Source organism: Archangium sp. (assembly GCF_057119385.1).
In genome coordinates this window covers 1-15,269 of the sequence record NZ_DBNGVP010000139.1, presented here as the reverse complement: position 1 = coordinate 15,269, position 15,269 = coordinate 1, and the positions used below count along the sequence as shown (strand labels likewise).

15 protein-coding genes are annotated in these 15,269 nt (G+C 70.4%); 8 read left to right on the top strand and 7 right to left on the bottom strand.

What is annotated here, in order from left to right; genetic code table 11:
• The first annotated feature begins 69 nt into the window (after positions 1-69).
• The 7 genes from AC16DP_RS33890 (at position 70) to AC16DP_RS33860 (ending at position 7,560) form a co-directional block, all read left to right on the top strand.
• Entirely contained in the window at positions 70-1,539 is a 1,470-nt protein-coding gene (locus AC16DP_RS33890; protein ID WP_329733253.1) for a DUF2380 domain-containing protein, read from the top strand.
• A complete protein-coding gene (locus AC16DP_RS33885) occupies positions 1,536-2,006 on the top strand; it encodes an NUDIX hydrolase (protein ID WP_329733254.1) in 471 nt (156 codons plus the stop codon). Before AC16DP_RS33890 ends, AC16DP_RS33885 begins: the two co-directional genes overlap by 4 nt.
• 220 nt (positions 2,007-2,226) lie before the next feature.
• The gene (locus AC16DP_RS33880; protein ID WP_329733255.1) at positions 2,227-3,489 is read left to right on the top strand and encodes a caspase family protein; all 1,263 of its coding nucleotides are present in this window, start codon (positions 2,227-2,229) and stop codon (positions 3,487-3,489) included.
• Positions 3,486-4,235, top strand: coding sequence for a hypothetical protein (locus AC16DP_RS33875; protein ID WP_329733256.1), 750 nt, complete (start codon positions 3,486-3,488; stop codon positions 4,233-4,235). The genes AC16DP_RS33880 and AC16DP_RS33875 overlap by 4 nt, the downstream gene beginning before the upstream one ends.
• Positions 4,232-5,320 carry an Ig domain-containing protein gene (locus AC16DP_RS33870; RefSeq protein ID WP_329733257.1) on the top strand — a complete coding sequence of 363 codons (1,089 nt, stop codon included), beginning with the start codon at positions 4,232-4,234 and terminating at the stop codon, positions 5,318-5,320. The genes AC16DP_RS33875 and AC16DP_RS33870 overlap by 4 nt, the downstream gene beginning before the upstream one ends.
• A 45-nt stretch (positions 5,321-5,365) precedes the next feature.
• Positions 5,366-5,881, top strand: coding sequence for a hypothetical protein (locus tag AC16DP_RS33865; RefSeq protein WP_329733258.1), 516 nt, complete (start codon positions 5,366-5,368; stop codon positions 5,879-5,881).
• 287 nt (positions 5,882-6,168) lie between these two features.
• Complete coding sequence (locus AC16DP_RS33860; RefSeq protein ID WP_329733259.1) at positions 6,169-7,560, top strand: cytochrome P450; 1,392 nt, start codon at positions 6,169-6,171, stop codon at positions 7,558-7,560.
• A gap of 12 nt (positions 7,561-7,572) precedes the next feature.
• Here AC16DP_RS33860 and AC16DP_RS33855 read toward each other — a convergent pair whose 3' ends face one another.
• The 3 genes from AC16DP_RS33855 to AC16DP_RS33845 form a co-directional block, all read right to left on the bottom strand.
• A complete protein-coding gene (locus tag AC16DP_RS33855) occupies positions 7,573-8,532 on the bottom strand; it encodes a hypothetical protein (protein ID WP_329733260.1) in 960 nt (319 codons plus the stop codon).
• Between the two features lie 274 nt (positions 8,533-8,806).
• Positions 8,807-10,459, bottom strand: coding sequence for a M55 family metallopeptidase (locus AC16DP_RS33850; protein WP_329733261.1), 1,653 nt, complete (start codon positions 10,457-10,459; stop codon positions 8,807-8,809).
• A 10-nt stretch (positions 10,460-10,469) separates the two neighbouring features.
• Positions 10,470-10,814 (bottom strand): c-type cytochrome, encoded by a 345-nt coding sequence (locus AC16DP_RS33845; RefSeq protein WP_329733262.1) that lies wholly within the window; start codon positions 10,812-10,814, stop codon positions 10,470-10,472.
• Positions 10,815-11,045: 231 nt separating this feature from the next.
• Here AC16DP_RS33845 and AC16DP_RS33840 point away from each other — a divergent pair, with 231 nt between their 5' ends.
• Positions 11,046-11,708: a sterol desaturase family protein gene (locus AC16DP_RS33840; RefSeq protein ID WP_329733263.1), complete on the top strand. Its 663-nt coding sequence runs from the start codon at positions 11,046-11,048 to the stop codon at positions 11,706-11,708.
• A gap of 33 nt (positions 11,709-11,741) precedes the next feature.
• On the opposite strand, the gene srmL is transcribed toward AC16DP_RS33840, so the two are convergent.
• The 4 genes from srmL to AC16DP_RS33820 all read right to left on the bottom strand — a co-directional run.
• On the bottom strand, positions 11,742-12,884 hold the full coding sequence (gene srmL, locus AC16DP_RS33835) for a PheS-related mystery ligase SrmL (RefSeq protein ID WP_329733264.1): 1,143 nt from the start codon (positions 12,882-12,884) through the stop codon (positions 11,742-11,744).
• Between the two features lie 268 nt (positions 12,885-13,152).
• Positions 13,153-13,662: an imm11 family protein gene (locus AC16DP_RS33830; protein ID WP_483956924.1), complete on the bottom strand. Its 510-nt coding sequence runs from the start codon at positions 13,660-13,662 to the stop codon at positions 13,153-13,155.
• A 119-nt stretch (positions 13,663-13,781) separates the two neighbouring features.
• Positions 13,782-14,339 carry an imm11 family protein gene (locus AC16DP_RS33825; protein ID WP_329733266.1) on the bottom strand — a complete coding sequence of 186 codons (558 nt, stop codon included), beginning with the start codon at positions 14,337-14,339 and terminating at the stop codon, positions 13,782-13,784.
• 16 nt (positions 14,340-14,355) lie between these two features.
• Positions 14,356-15,269: AHH domain-containing protein (locus AC16DP_RS33820; RefSeq protein ID WP_483956923.1), on the bottom strand; the 914-nt coding region annotated here is incomplete at its 5' end.

Genomic DNA, 15,269 nt, shown 5'->3' with positions numbered 1-15,269 from the left:
CCCGCTGGAAATGACCGGGTGCGTCATCGGAAGCGTCCGCCAGAATGGGAGTCCCCCTCGGAGGCGCGGATGACAGGGTGGCGTGAGCCGACACGTTTGGAAGTGACGACGCTGGGGCTGCTGCTCGTCCTGGCCCTGTCGTCCACCGGATGCGCGTCACTGACGCCGCCGCCCGGCCGGGGAATGAAACTGCATTACTCGCACGGCGAGGCCGCCGCGCCACTCGAGCCCGTGGGGCCACAGTGGCTGCACCACGGCCAGGGATTGAGGGGGAGCACGGAGGGGACCGCGAGGGGGAGCACCCTGGCGGCCCACCTGGCGTTTCGTGGTGCACTGAGTGACGTGGCCGGCACCACCCGCCGCCTCTCCGGGGAACTCTCCAAGCTGGAGAAGAGCCATTGGGGCATCGCCGGTAAGGGCGCTGGTCTCTTCCTGCCCCATGTCGGGTATGGCCAGAGCCAGCTGCGATGGATGGAAGCCGAGCTCGCCGCCGCCACCCGGCTGGCCGACGCCGCCTCGGAGGTGGAGGACGAGGACATGCGGTTGGCCTTGCTGCGCCTGGCGGGCCCCCGGCTCGAGGCGGCCATGCTGGGCTCACTGGTGCTGGCGGCCTGGGTCGACGTGCTCCACCTGCTCGATGTGGCGTTCAAGCACGGCTACAACTCGTTGGAGACGCTGTTCGTGGAGATGGACCGCTGGCAGAAGATGCTGGAGCCGGCCATGACCGCACTGGCCTCGCAAGAGCCAGGGCAGTTGAAGGCAGCGGCCCAGGACATGCCCCTGCTGATGGGCCACCTGTCCGGCGAGTTCAACGCGACGGCGCAGCGCCTCCACTCGGGGCTGAGGAATATCCAGAAGGTGATGGCGCTGGCGCAGCTCGTGGAGATGGTGACGATGGTGTCGGCGATGAAGTTCTCGCTGCCTCGGCTGGGACCATCGGCGCCCGCGACCCTGGGGATGGGCATGATGATGGGAGGCGACGGGGTGATGATGGGCACACGCATCGTCGTCTCAGCCGAATGGGTGGAGATGATGCGGCGGCTGGTGCGGGCGGGCGTCATCTCACTGCCTGCCGTGAGTGCGGCGGTACGGATTCAGGCCGGACAGGTGTTGATGGCCGAGGCGCACGACGAGCTGCCGCACGGCGTGCGCGAGGCGCTGGGCGATGGGCCCGAGGTGCGGGGCATGCGGGTGACGGACAGAGCGGGGGCTGGCATGGCCGAGCCACCGGGGCACCACGTCCTGCCCAAGGAGTTCCGCGAGTGGTTCGAGAAGCGCGGCTTCACCGGTGAGATGAGCATCGACCATTTCTGCGTCAGGCTGGAGCAGGCCCACCACCAGGCCATCCACGGGGGTGGGAACTGGAAGCTGGGGCGCACCTGGCCCGGTGAATGGAACCGGATGATCATGGAGACGCTGCGGAAAGCCGAAGCCAGGGCCGGCCGGATGTTGACGCCAACCGAGGTCCTGGGAACAGTCGCGAAGCGCATGACGGATTACGGCATCCAGATGGATTTCATCCGATGGAGAGGACCATGAGCAGCGGACGTGCCTGGCAGGGCAATGTGAAGGCACGCCTGTATGAGCGGGTTCGTGAACGGGGTTACGACTCGCTCACCGCCTTCGCGGATGCGCGTCCTGCCGTCCCGCTGCACTTGCTGGCCGAGGAGCTCGGCAAGGATGACGTCGCCGGGGTACAGGTGTTGAGCGGTCTGCTCGCCGAGGCGGAGCGGCGCAAACAGGTCACACGATTCGTACGCGATGTCTTCACACGCCTGTGGTCCCAGAGTGTTCCCGACGGGTGGCCGACGGTGCTGGACGACGCCAACCGTTTCAAGGTCGCCGAGGCGCTCGGCTCGTGGATTGCCTACACCCCGGAAACCCATAAGGAGCGTGCCGACCGGGTCAGTGATTCACTCCTCGCCACGCCACCGCCGCCCGGTTGGCGTCCGCTCGGCCCCGACGACACATTGCTGCTCACCCTCCTGCCCGACGAGGAAGCCTGAACGTCACGGGTAGGGGGATGAGCCCGATTGCGCCACACCCGCCCAGGTCCTCCCCCTGGAGCCACCCGGGTGGGAGCAACTCCCGCTCCATGACGCCCAGGGTCATCTGCGCAACACACCCCCTGGTGGGTCCCAGCCCCCTGGGAGGGCGGGTGGATTCCCCACATGCAACCGTGGCACCTTGAGCGCCCTCGTCGTTCCCCCCGGAGACCCCCCGCGTATGCGACCGCTCCGATGCGCTCCGGCAGCCCTGCTGTGGCTCGCGCTCCTCGCCGGCTCCACCGCGAGCGCCGCTCCCGCACGGGCCGCCTACGCGCTCATCATCGCCAACAACACCGGCACCGAGCCCAAGCAGGCGCCCCTGCGCTACGCCGATGACGACGGCGCGCGCTACTACGAGCTCTTCTCCTCGCGCACGAAGGAGACGCTCTTCCTCTCCGTGCTGGACGCGGACACGCAGGCGCTCCACCCGGGGCTCGCCGCCCGCACGCGTCCGCCCACCCGGGCCGCCCTCAAGGAGGCCCTGCGCCAGCTCAACGCGCGCATGGCCGAGGACAAGGCCCGCGGCGACTCGCCCGTGCTGTATTTCGTCTTCACCGGCCACGGCAAGCGCGGGCCCGCCGGCGAGGGCGCCGTGAGCCTGCTGGACGGGCCCTTCACCCGCACGGACCTCTACTCCCAGGTCATCGCCCCCAGCACCGCCGCCTTCGTCCACCTCATCGTGGACGCGTGTGACTCGTACTTCTTCGTCAACTCGCGCGGCGCGCTGCCCGTGGCGCCCGCCCAGGTGCAGGCGGTGAAGGGGCTGCTGGCCACGCGCGAGCTGGCGCGCTACCCCAACGTGGGCGCCGTGCTCTCCACCACCCGCGAGCAGGAGAGCCACGAGTGGAGCGCCATCCGCTCGGGCGTCTTCAGCCACCAGGTGCTCTCCGCGCTCTCCGGCGCCGCGGACGTCAACGCGGACGGGCGGGTGGAGTACTCGGAGCTGAGCGCCTTCGTCGCCGCCGCCAACCAGGGGGTGGAGGACGTGCGCGGCCGGCTCGAGGTCTCCATCCAACCGCCCGCGCTGGACCGGGCGGCGGCGCTGGTGGACCTGGGGGACGAGGCGCGCCTGGGCTTCCTCCTGTTGCCCGCGGGCCTGGAGGGCCGGCTGTGGGTGGAGGACGCGCGCGGCCTGCGGGTGGCCGAGCTCCACAAGGAGCGCGAGCGCTCGGTGGTGCTGGGGCTGCCTCCCTCGCAGGGCTACTTCCTGAGGGGCGCGGGGCGCGAGGCCTCCTTCCGCTTCGCCCGCGCGGGCGCGGTGGTGGATGGCGGAGTCCTCTCGTGGCGCGACAACGCCCTGGCCGCGCGAGGCGCCATGGAGGACGCCCTGCGTGACAGGCTCTTCTCCGTGCCCTTCGGCCCGCGCTTCTACAACGGCTACATGGCCAGCCTCGGGCAGACGCCCGTGGCGCCCGAGCAACAGCCCGATCTCTCGCCATGAGCCTTCTCTCCTTCGCGCTGGCGTTGTCGCTGGCGCAGGCCCCGTGCAGAGGCGGCGAGCGGTGGGTGCTGCTCCCCTTCCAACCGGTGGCGCTGTCCACGGCCGAGGCCCGGCAGGTGGAGGACGCCGTGCGCCGGGCGGCGGAGGGCACCTCCGGCGTGTGCCTGGAGCCGCGCGCGGACACGGTGGCGAAGGTGCGCGCCCAGGGTGGACGGTTGCCGGGCTGCGTGGACGCGGCGTGCCGGGGAGCGCAGGCGAAGGCGCTCGGCGCGCAGCGGCTGGTGCGAGGCGTCGCGCTCGGCGTGGGCGGTGGGCGCAGCGTGGCGCTCACGCTGGTGGATCGCGAGGGCCTCGAGTCCCACACCCTCGTCGAGCTCTCCGGAGAGGGACTGCCGCCCGGCCAGGAGGAGGCGCGGGCGCGTGAGGCCTTCCAGGAGTTGTGGAAGACGCGCCTGCCGGCTGGCGCGGTGAAACGCCCGGGCGGGGTGTGGCCCACGGTGCTGCTGGCGGCGGGTGGCGTGGCGCTGGCGGCCGGAGTGGGCTTCGGGCTGGCGGCGCGCAACACGGAGGCGGTGCTCTCCCAGGGCAACGCGGGCTGCACGGGCGAGGGCGAGGCCTTCCGCTCCTGCTTCACCGGGCGCCTGCGCGAGGGCCAGCGGCAGGCGCGCACGGCCAACGTGCTGATGGGGACGGGCGCGCTGCTGGGGGCCGGAGGCGCCGTCTTCTTCGTCTGGGAGCTGCCATGAGACAGGGGCTGACGTGGCTGGGACTGGCCGTGCTCCTCGGAGTGGCGGCCTGCACCTTCCAACCCAACCTCTCCCGCTTCCCCGCGTGTGACGCACAGGGGGCCTGTGCCTCGGGCTGGACGTGTCTGGCTTCCGAGGGCGTCTGCCTCCCGGACTGCGGCGAGCGCGGGCCCTGCACCGGCGAGGATCCCTCGGGCATGGGCATGGACGGGGGCACGGACGGGGGCACGGAAGCGGAGGGTGGCAACCCCGACGCGGGCCCGGCGCGGCTCATGCTCGTGCCGGATGCGCCCGGGCCCGGCACGGAGACGGTGAGCTACTTCCACCGCTTCCAGGTCAGCGGCGGCACGCCTCCATACACCTTCTCCACCACGGGCGAGCTGCCCGCGGGCCTGTCCTTCGACACCGCGCGAGGAGAGCTCTCCGGCAAGCCGCTCACCGCCGGGGAGTCCACCTTCACCGTCGAGGTGGTGGACCAGGGCGCCGAGCCCCAGCGCCGCGGCCAGGAATTCTCCCTGCGCATCCGGCCCCTCCTGCACCTGGCCGGGCCGGACGTCCTCGCGTACTTCGAGAGCGGCAAGGACTATGTGGAGCTCCTCTCGGCCACCGGAGGCAAGCCGCCCTACACCTTCGAGCTCTCCAGTGGCGCACTGCCCCCGGGCATCGTCCTGCGCGTCAACGGCAGGCTCGACGGCGCGGCCTACGCGGGCAGTGGCACGCCTCCCTTCGAGGTCCGCGTCACCGACTCCGACGAGCCTCCGCAGAGCCGGGTGCGCCGCCTCCAGCTCACCTCCATCTCGTGCTCGGGCTCCGAGGTCTGCATCAAGAGCAGCGCCCTCCCGGATGCGCGCGCCGGCTCGGCGTATACCCATACCCTCCAGAGCACCCCCAGCTCCGTCACCTGGACGTGGAGGAAGACGGAGAACGGCGCCCTCCCACCGGGCCTCACCTTGAATGCCGGAACGGGCGTCGTCTCGGGCACGCCCACCCAGGCGGGCGTGTACGAATTCAATGTCACCGCCACGGCCGGGGGCCTGTTGCCGCCCTCGCCCTCGACCCTCACCCTGCGGCTGACGGTGTATTGAGCGCGGGAGATCCAATCCCCTGTCCTCGCATCAATACCTGGACAGGTGCGCCCCTCCGATTCGAGTGAGAAGCAACGAGCGGCCTTCCGCCAGTGGCTGCCACTGTCGGGTGGCGTGTTGCTCGCGGGGCTGATGGTCTGGAGCCTCACCCCCGCCGAACCGCCCTGCGCCTACGTGGTGGGACAGGACGGCCCGGCCACCGTGGCCACGCCCGCCCGCGTCGTCTTCACCGCGCCAGGGGAGGCGGCCACGTCCTGGACGTGCTCCAGCGAGGGCGTGAGTGTCCCCGCCCTCCCCGTGCACGTCTCCCCGTCGATGTTCGAGAACCCGGACACGCTCGTGGAGGCGACGTCCATCACGCTCCACCTGTCGAGCACCCCGGTGACCCGGGAGGGCCACGTCCTGACGCTCGAGGGGGACAAGCTCCTCGTCCTCCCGCGGCCCGGGCTCCCCGCCGCACGCCCCGAGGGGGACATCACCGAGCCATTCCTCACCGTCGACTTCGGCGGCGGCGAGACGACGGCCCGCTACCTCCCGGCCCCGGTAGCACCCGGAGAATGATTTTCGAATCTGGATCCAATCCGGAACTCCCGCATCAACAGTGCCCCGCCCGGCCGCGGGCACCTGGCGCGTGCAGCTCAAGGGCTACCTCCACCCAGCTCCGGTGCGCCTCCGTCCCCGAGCCCAGCACTCCGATGACTTCACGCCGGGTATACATGGCCTCGCTCCCTGGCCCTCTCCCAGGGGAAGAGGGGACTCGTCAGGTGACGTCAGTCTCCCCGTGGATGCTGGTTCCCACGCTCCACGGCGGACACACTCCCGCCTCTTCCCGAAACGGCCCGTCCCTCATGAACACCCCCTCCGCACCGCTGCCTCCCATGCCCCCGGGCCACTGGCTCTGGGGCCACCTGCCCGAGCGCGCGAGCAACCCGCTCGGCCTTTACCTCGACAGCCAGCGGCGGCTGGGAGACGTGGTGCGCTACCGCATGGGCTACATCTACGTGGAGCAGCTCACGCACCCCGAGCACGTCAAACACGTGCTCGCCGACGCGAGCGCCCGCTACACGAAGGGCACCGTCTTCGACAAGACACGTCCCCTGGTGGGCAACGGCCTGCTCACCGCCGAGGGGGACTTCTGGAAGCGCCAGCGCCGGCTCGCCCAGCCCGCCTTCCACCGCGAGCGGCTGGCGGCGCTCGGCACGCGGATGACGGACACCATCGCCGAGCTGCTGCCGGCCTGGGAGCGCGCGGCGGACGGGGGCACGCCGCTGCCGGTGTTCCAGGAGTTGATGCGGCTCACCCTCACCGTGGCGGTGCGCGCCCTCTTCGGCGTGGACGTGGCCGGGCACACCACCACCGTGGGCGAGGCCTTCACCACCGCGCTCGAGGTCACCAACGCGCGCATCATCTCTCCCCTGCCCTACCTGCCCTGGCTCTACCGGCTGCCCACGCGGAGCAACCGCGCCTTCCGCCGGGCGGTGGACACGTTGGATGGAATCGTCCGCGGCCTCATCTCCCAGCGCCGCGCGGCCGGGACGCAGGCGGAGGATCTGCTCGGCATGCTCATGGCCGCCAGCGACGCGGACACCGGGGACACCTTCGATGACGCGCAGCTGCGCGACGAGGTGATGACGCTGCTGCTGGCCGGCCACGAGACGACGGCCACCTCGCTGGCGTGGACGTTCCACCTGCTGGCACGACACCCGGAGGTGGAGGCCACGCTGCACGCGGAGGTGGACGCGGCGCTCGGCGGGCGGATGCCCACGGTGGCGGACCTGCCGAGGCTGCGCTACGTGGGCTGCGTCTTCGAGGAGGCCATGCGCCTCTACCCGCCCATCTGGGCCATTCCCCGCGTGCCCCTGGAGGACGACGTGGTGGACGGCTACCGGATTCCCAAGGGGGACATCGTCATCCTCGTCCCCTACGTCACCCACCGTCACCCGGACTTCTGGCCCGAGCCGGAGCGCTTCGACCCGGCGCGCTTCCTCCCGGAGAACAGCAAGGACCGGCCGCGCTGGGCCTACCTGCCCTTTGGTGGCGGGCAGCGCCAGTGCATCGGCAACAACTTCGCGATGATGGAGGCCCAGCTGCTCCTCACGCTGGTGGCGCAGCGCTTCCGGCTGCGCGAGGTGCCCGGCGTGCCCGTGGTGCCCGAGGCCCACGTCAGCCTCCGTCCCCGCGGCCCCATGCCCATGCGGGTGGAGCGCCGCGAGGAGCTCCCTCGGGTGCGCGTGGCCTGAGGCCACCGCCCCTCAGAGGACGCAGGTGCCGCAGTCGAGCAGGCAGCTGTCCGCGGTGATGCCGAAGCCGCAGCTCTCGCCCTTCTGGCACACGCCGTCACCGCAGCGGTGCACGTCCTGGGCGCGGATGCGGGTGGTGAGCGGCTTGTACTGCACGCCGTTGTAGGTGCACTGCGTGTAGTACGTGCCGCTGGCGTCCAGCGTGCAGTACTGCTCGCACTGGCCGATGCGCTTCACCTGCTCGCAGGCCGGGTTGGACTGCGCTCCGAAGCCCTTCAGGCCACACGGACGGTCGGTGCTCTCGTCCGAGGCCAGCGCGTTGCGGTCATTGCCGGCGAAGAGCCCCTCGTTGGTGAAGACGTTGCCGAAGAAGCACGACTCCTTGCGGGAGAAGGTGGACAGCTCCTCGGAGGAGAAGGGGATGGTGCTGCCCGTCGCGTCACGCCCCAGCACGGAGATGGAGACGTTGAGGCCGTAGTTGTTGGCGTGGGCCCCCAGGCACGAGGAGATGACCTGCTGCTCCTCCACGGTGGCCGGCGCGCCACTCGCCCAGTTGGGCGCCAGTCCCAGCAGGCCCGTCCAGGAGTACACGGTGCCCGTCAGCGAGCTGGTGAAGGTGCGCGTCTGGCCCGCGGGCACCGCGCAGCGGACCATGTAGCGCATCAGCCGGTCGTTGTTGGCCGGATCGCCGTTGAACCAGGTGGAGAAGTTCGTGGTGGACAGGCCGTTGAGCGACAGCCCGTTGAGCGACAGGCCGTTGAGCGACAGGCCGTTGAGCGACAGCCCGTTCTCCTCCCGGAGCGCCTGCTCCAGGGTCCGCAACTCCGAGCCCTGCTCGTCCGCGGGCAGCTCCGCCACCCCGCAGCCCGTGGCGCCCACCAGCGCCGACGTGAGCACCCACGCCACCACGCTCCGACCCGCCACGCGCCCGGCCATCCCGTTCCGCAGACCTTCGAAAGACGTGAAACCCATGGCTCACACCTCCGGCTCTCGGCCACCTGGGGCTCACCGGGTGGCAAAAGTGAGGGTGGGGATGCGGGATTTTCCCGGCATCGGCTGGAACTCCAGGAAAGCCGTAGAGGTCTGCCTGTCGACAGCCACTCCGTCCAACGCTCGACGGTGGGCGTCTCAGAACGTGAGAGGATCAACACCCGCCGGAGCGGGCACACAGAGGCCTACAGGCTCTCCATGGAAAGTCATTTCCCCATCTGGGAAAGATGGCGCCCCGCCGGTGCCTGTCCGTTCGTCACCGTGAGAACTTCGGATGACGCTCCTCGGCGCCCGCGAAGGCGAGCAGCGCGCCCGCGGTGGCATGGGCGTCCTCCATGCGGCCATCGGGCTGCTGGTGACGCTCGAGCAGGCACAGGAGGGCCTCGTGGGCCCCGCCCCCCGCCTCGTCCACGCACTGGAGACAGAAGGCCAGCTCCGCGCCCAGGTCCACGTTGCCCTGCTCCACCACCCAGGGGGTGGCCACCAGCAACTCCTCCGTCCAGGCCGTGGCGTCCGGGTGCCGCGGCGCGGTGCGCAGGTAGCGGGTGTCCAGCAGGTACAGGTGCGTGAGCCAGTAGAGGTCCGCCACGCGGGAGAGCTCGCGCATGGCCCGTGCGGGGATGGACAGGCGCACGTCCAGGCCGCGCGTGGCGGCCATCTCCCCCAGCAGCCACGCATGGAGGCCGTGGCCCTCGCCATCCAGGTGCTCCAGGTAGGCCCGGAGGAGGTACGGCGTCAGCGGGGCATGGGGCAGGCCGCGCTCGCGGCGCACGTACCAGGCGTCCACCCGCGCCATGCCCACGTCCGGGGAGAGCCCGTCGGGGAGCACCAGCGGCACCTCGGCCAGCGCGGCCACCGCCGCCTCCAGCGTGGGCCCCAGTCCCCGGCGTGCGAAGACCCCGGGCGCATGGCCCTCCAGCATGTGGAGCGTCAGCGCGCGCAGGGCCCGCGCCTCGTCGTCCGCTCCCTCCGTCAGCGAGAGGAAGGCCCCGAGCGCGCGGTCCACCGCCTCCGTCCGCGGGGAGGGCGGGTGCGCGGGAGGCCCTCGCAGGTGGAAGAGCGCCGAGACATCCCGGAGGAAGGCGGGGCTGCCGGGGGCATCCGGCACCGCGTCCCCCAGCACCGCGGTGGCGGCCCGGGCGGCGTGAAGGGCCCGCGTGTAGCGCTCGCGGAAGGTGGGCCCCTCCACCTCCACGCGGTAACGGTCCAACCGCCGGGCCCCCGCTTGGGCGGCGAGCGCGGCCTGGTGCCCGCTCTTGAAGGTGAGGACGAGCGGCGCGTCCGGGAGGGGCTCCACGGGGCGGGCGGGCTGCGAAGCGGCGCGGGTGAGCTCCGGCAGCACGGCCTCGGGCGCGCGCGAGAAGGCGCGGGTGACGGAGAGGGCCTCCTTGGTGCGCACGGAGGCCACGCGGCCGCCGAGCTGCGCCTGGAGCACGTCATCGCCCGAGACGAACACCGCCGGCACCCCGGCCTCCGCGGCCAGCGCCAGCACCAAGTCCGCCTCGGACAGCGCCCGTCCAGCGCACGTCCACTCGCCCAGCAGGTTCACGGTGTGCGCGGCGAAGCCCACCGGGCCCGCCGCCGCGTGCATGCCCAGACAGGCCACCGCCTCCACGTCCTCGAAGAGGTGGGGCGCGTACGCGTCCGGGACGAGGAAGTACGGCTCGGCCGCGGGGTGCAGCGCATCGAGGAGCAGGTTGGACTCACCGGAGCCGGACAGGTGGCTGTCGCTCACCCGCACCCGCGGGTAGCCCGCGGCGAGCAGGCCCTCCACCGCGGCATTCACCTCGGCCGTCAGCAGGGCGCGGGCGCGCGCGTACTCCGCCGTCCCGGCGCTGAGCGCGTCGGGCGCGTCCACACCGGCCACACCATCGAGATCCACGACGAGCAGCGCCCGGCGCACACGCATGCGGCGCCTCCTACTTGCGAGCGGCCGGACCGCCGGACTTGATCCACCGCGCCAGGGCGAGCGCCGTGGGCTCGTCGACGAGCGAGGCGTAGGTGGGCATGGTGGTACCGGGAGCGAACTGCTCGGGGTTGCGGATCCACTTCACCAGCTCCTGCTCGGACTTGCTGGCGGACTGGACGAGGCGCTCGTGGTAGCGGGCGCCCGGGGCATGGCACAGGGTGCAGCCCAACCGGGCGAAGAGGGCGGCAGGGTCCACGTCCTTGCGGGGCTCGGTCTGGGCGGGCACGGTGGTGGACAGCAGGGAGCCGCCCACCAGCAGGGTGCCATACAGGGTGCTCAGCAGCAGTCGGCGCATCGGCTCATGCCCTCCACGGAAATCCAGGATGCCGCAACTGGCTGTCCAAGGGTAGACACCCCGGCCGTCCGCCTGTCCTCCAGGCGGGCCGGACAGCAAGGACTGGAGGACACCGGGGGAGGAAGCCGGGGATTTTCGTGACGCCCCCCGCTTGCCCGGGGGGTATATAAGGACGGCGGCGGGCGATGTCCGCCATGCAACACCCCTTCTGCCTCACTCCCGAGTACGTCCATGAAGACCGAGTACGTGCGCCACGGATCCGCGCGGATGTTCGAGAACGACTTCCTCGAAGCCGCCTCGAAGATCCACCCTGTCACTCCGTTCGCCTTCTACATCCCGATCATCACGGGCCTGCTGGGCTGGGCGCTCTGGAGCGGGACGACGCGCCTGGGCATGGTGGCCCTGTTCGCGCCGCTGGGGTACCTCACGTGGTGCTTCATGGAGTACACGCTGCACCGCAACCTCTTCCACTGGGAGGGGAACGGGCCGCTCACCCGGCGCTTCCACGCCATCATCCACGGCTACCACCACACGTACCCGGATGATCCGCAGCGGCTGGTGATGCCCCTGGGCGCGAGCATCCCGCTGGCCATCGTGATCGGCGGACTGCTGTGGCTGGTGGGCCGGCCGGACGCGACGATTCCGTACTTCTTCGGCATCGTCGTGGGCTACCTCGCCTACGACTACCTGCACTGGGCGGTGCACTACAAGAAGCCGTGGACCCAGTGGGGCAAGACGATGCGCGCGCACCACATGGCGCACCACTTCGCCTGCCCGGACAAGAACTTCGGCATCAGCCACATGTGGATTGATCGGCTGGTGGGCTCGATGCAGGTGCGCGGGCAGGCGGCGCGCGAGACCGCGGCGAAGCAGGACACCGGCGCGGCGGAGTAGTCCCCCGCGCCGGGCCTGCTTTCGGGACCAGCCTCAGGGGTGCGCGGCCGAGGCCGAGGCCCACTGCCAGGCGGAGCCCCGGTGCAGGGCGGCGTAGAGGCGGTCGCGCAGCTCGTTGCACTCGGCGTGGGTCAACGAGCGGTCGAGCGCGCGCAGCACCACGCGCAGCAGCACGTTCTTCTGCCCGGGAGCGATGCCGAGCCGCCGGATGGCGGCGGGCGGCAGGGACTCGTAGGGCGTCTCCGACAGCACCTCGACGGACTCCACCACGCCGGCCTGTTCGCCGAGCGCGGCGCGCGCCCTGTCTCCGAGCTCCTCGTGGGTGGCGTCGCCCTCGAGCACGAGGGAGAGGTCGCGGCGGACGGCGGGCATGGAGGAGACCTCGCGGTACGGCTCCAGGTCGAGCAGCTGCGAGGCGATGCGTGGGTCCTCGGCGCGCAGCAGGCGGATGTCGTCCAGGCCCTTGCGCAACATGAGGATGCGATCCATCCCGAGCCCCATGGCGAGCCCCGAGACGCGCGAGGGGTCCAGGCCGCAGTCGGCGAGGAGCTCGGGGTGGGCCAGGCCGCACTCGCCGATCTCCACCCACTGGCCGTCGTGGCGGACGTCCAGCTGGAGCCCATCGGTGGTGTAGGGGTGCTGGGAGGGAGTGGTGCGCAGCGCGTGGCCGGGGAGCAGGGCGCGCACCACGGTCTCCACCATGTGGAGCAGCTCGCGGACGCCGAGGGGCGCGCCGTGGCGGATGCGCCAGAGGTCCATCTGGTGGGGCTCGCCGGTGTGGAGCCGGTCGATGCAGTCGCGGCGGTAGACGAGCCCGGGACAGGCGAGCAACACGTCTCCGGGAGCGCGGGGAGAGGCGGCGAGCTGACGCAACAGGGGAGGAATCATCGCCGAGGTCTGGGTGCGCAGCAGGGCGGTGTCACAGACGTAGCGGGTGTAGCGGGCGTCGCGGGCGGCCCCGCCGGGCGGGTAGCGCAGCCGGTCGTAGTTGTCGGAGACGGAGACGATGGGGCTCTGCCGGTGCAGGAGGACCTCGCAGCGCCAGGTGTCGCGGAGGGCGGCGAGCACGTCCTCGACGAGACGCTGCATGGCATGAGGGCCGGCGGAGGGATCGGTCAGGTCACGGATGGAAAGGGCACGGCGGACGGCGTCGGTGCTGAGGATGCAGACGGACATGGAAGGGCTCTCGGGCTGGAGTGGAAGGAGGCGGCGTCAGGAGACGCCGGGACGCTCGGACACCCCCCGAACCCCTGGTCCAGGCGAGCGTCACGCCGAGAGGCGATCCGCGAAGGGAGAACGGGCTAGCGACGCAGCACGGCCTCCCGGCGCCTGGTGGGGCTCGGGGGGCGGCTAAATCGACGCTGGCACGTCAGGAGAATCATCGTTCCATAGAGATAAACGCGGTCCGGCCCAAAAGCAATCCGGGGCCGCGGGGAATGCCCGCTCACACCTCGACGAACCGCGTGCCGGTGATGCGCTCGGCCTCCAGGGCCTGCTTGAGGTCCTCGGAGACGATGAGCGAGCCCGTCCAACCCCAGGGGCGGAAGATGCGGGCATCGCCCACCTTCGCCGGGTCGATGCGCAGGCCCGCGATGTACTTGTACTCGCCCAGCTTCTCGGGCTGCTCGTCCTCGGGCTTGAAGTACTGCACCTCTTCACACCGGGCATCGTCGATGCAGCGCAGGGTGCGCAGCGTGTTGAGGATGAAGAAGGAGCCGGCGTGACCCTCCACCTCCACGGGGATGAACTGCACGTCCTGGACACCCAGGCGCTCGAAGAGTTGGACGAAGCGGCCGTGGACCACGGGGATGGAGAAGGCCGCCCAACAGAAGCCCAATTCCACCCCATCGGGCTTCACTGGAAAGCGGATGGGCCCCTGGCGTTCGAGCCATCTACCCTTGAAAAACTGCCAGGGATCGATTCGCTGTCCCTGCTCATCCCTGGGACTGCTCAAGTGCCAGCGCCCTGGATGGTAGACGTCATCCCTTAGCTCATGGAATCCGGACATGTCTCTCACCAGGCGAGGCCACATGGGCCGGAGAGGAACTCGCCACTATTCAAGGCACACGACTCTTACGCCTCGACGAACCGCGTGCCGGTGATGTGCTCGGCATCCATGGCCTGCTTGAGGTCCTCAGAGATGAGGAGAGCCATCGGCCACCCCCAGGGTCGGAAGATGCGGGCTCCTTCGACTTTCGACGGATCGATGCGCAGGCCCGCGACGAACCGGTACTCGCCCACCTTCTCGGGCTCGCCGTCCTCCGGCTTCCAGTACTGCACCTCCTCACACCGGGCGTCGTCGATGCATCGGATGACGCGCAGGGTATTGAGGATGAAATAGGGCCCGGCATGTCCCTCGACCTGGATGGGGATGAACTGCACCTCCTGGATGCCCAGTCGCTCGAAGAGCTGGATGACACGGCCGTGGACCACGGGAGTCAGGAAGGCATCCAAGGTGAACTCCAGCGCCAGTCCATCGGGCTTCACGGGGAAACGGATGGTCCCGTGGGGCTCGAGCTGTTGGCTCTTGGTGAACTGCCAGGGCTCGATCTTCTCGCCGTGTTCATCGATGGGATGGCGCAGGTGCCAACGTCCCGCGATGCGCATGTCATCCTTGAGGAGATAGTGCACGCTTTGCCCTCCGGCTTCAGTCGTGAGACTTCGTCACCAATCGATGAAGCCGGGACCCGGGAGTGCATATGTCCTCCGCGAGCTTTCCAAGTGCCTGCAGCAGCTTGGCCTTGCATCGAGGAACGGGCCCGCAGTCGCGTAGCTCGCTGTTGAGTTTCTCGAACACCGCTTCATGGTACGCCTCGGGGTGAGGGCCTTTGTGGCCCTTGAGGTAGACGAGGTTTTCCGCCGCGTCCAGGCTCATCCCCGCCAACTCGAAGAGTTGCTCGAACCTGGGCGTCCATGGGCCACCGGAACGCTCCGAGATGTCGTTCTTGTTCGTGGCCAGGTGGTGCCAGTGGTAGCCCTCCTGGCTCTCGGTGCCATCCGTGCAGGCGCTTCCCACCGCGGAGGCCGCCGCCGTGCCCGCCGCTACTCCCGTCACGATGACGGTGCCATCCGCCATCATCTGCACCGTCGATGCGCTCCCCATCGACATCCCCTCGGGCAGCGCGAACCGGGGCGCTCGCAGCAACGCCCCGAGCCCTCCACTCGGCACCTCGGGCAACCCCTTGGCCACGCCCAGGCTCGCCACCACCATCAACACCCTCAGCCCCGTGCCTCCCATTGCCTTGCCGAAGCGCTCCGCCACCGCCTCCAACTCCTCCACCGTCCTCGCCGCCTGCGCCTCCTGGTACAGCCTCACGCACGCGTTGGCGAACCGGCTCAACTCCACCGCCCCCACCAACAGCGTCAGCCTCAGCGTCCACGTTGCCACCCACGCCTTGGTGAACAGCGGCTCGGGCACCAGCCAGGCACTGAAATACACCAGCACCGACAGCGCCACGCTGGAGAGGAAGACGCGCGAGCTGAACAACTCCCTCGCCGCTTCCCGCACTCCCTCGCCCATGTAGCGGGGCGACAGCTTCAACGCCATGAGCAGCCGGCTCG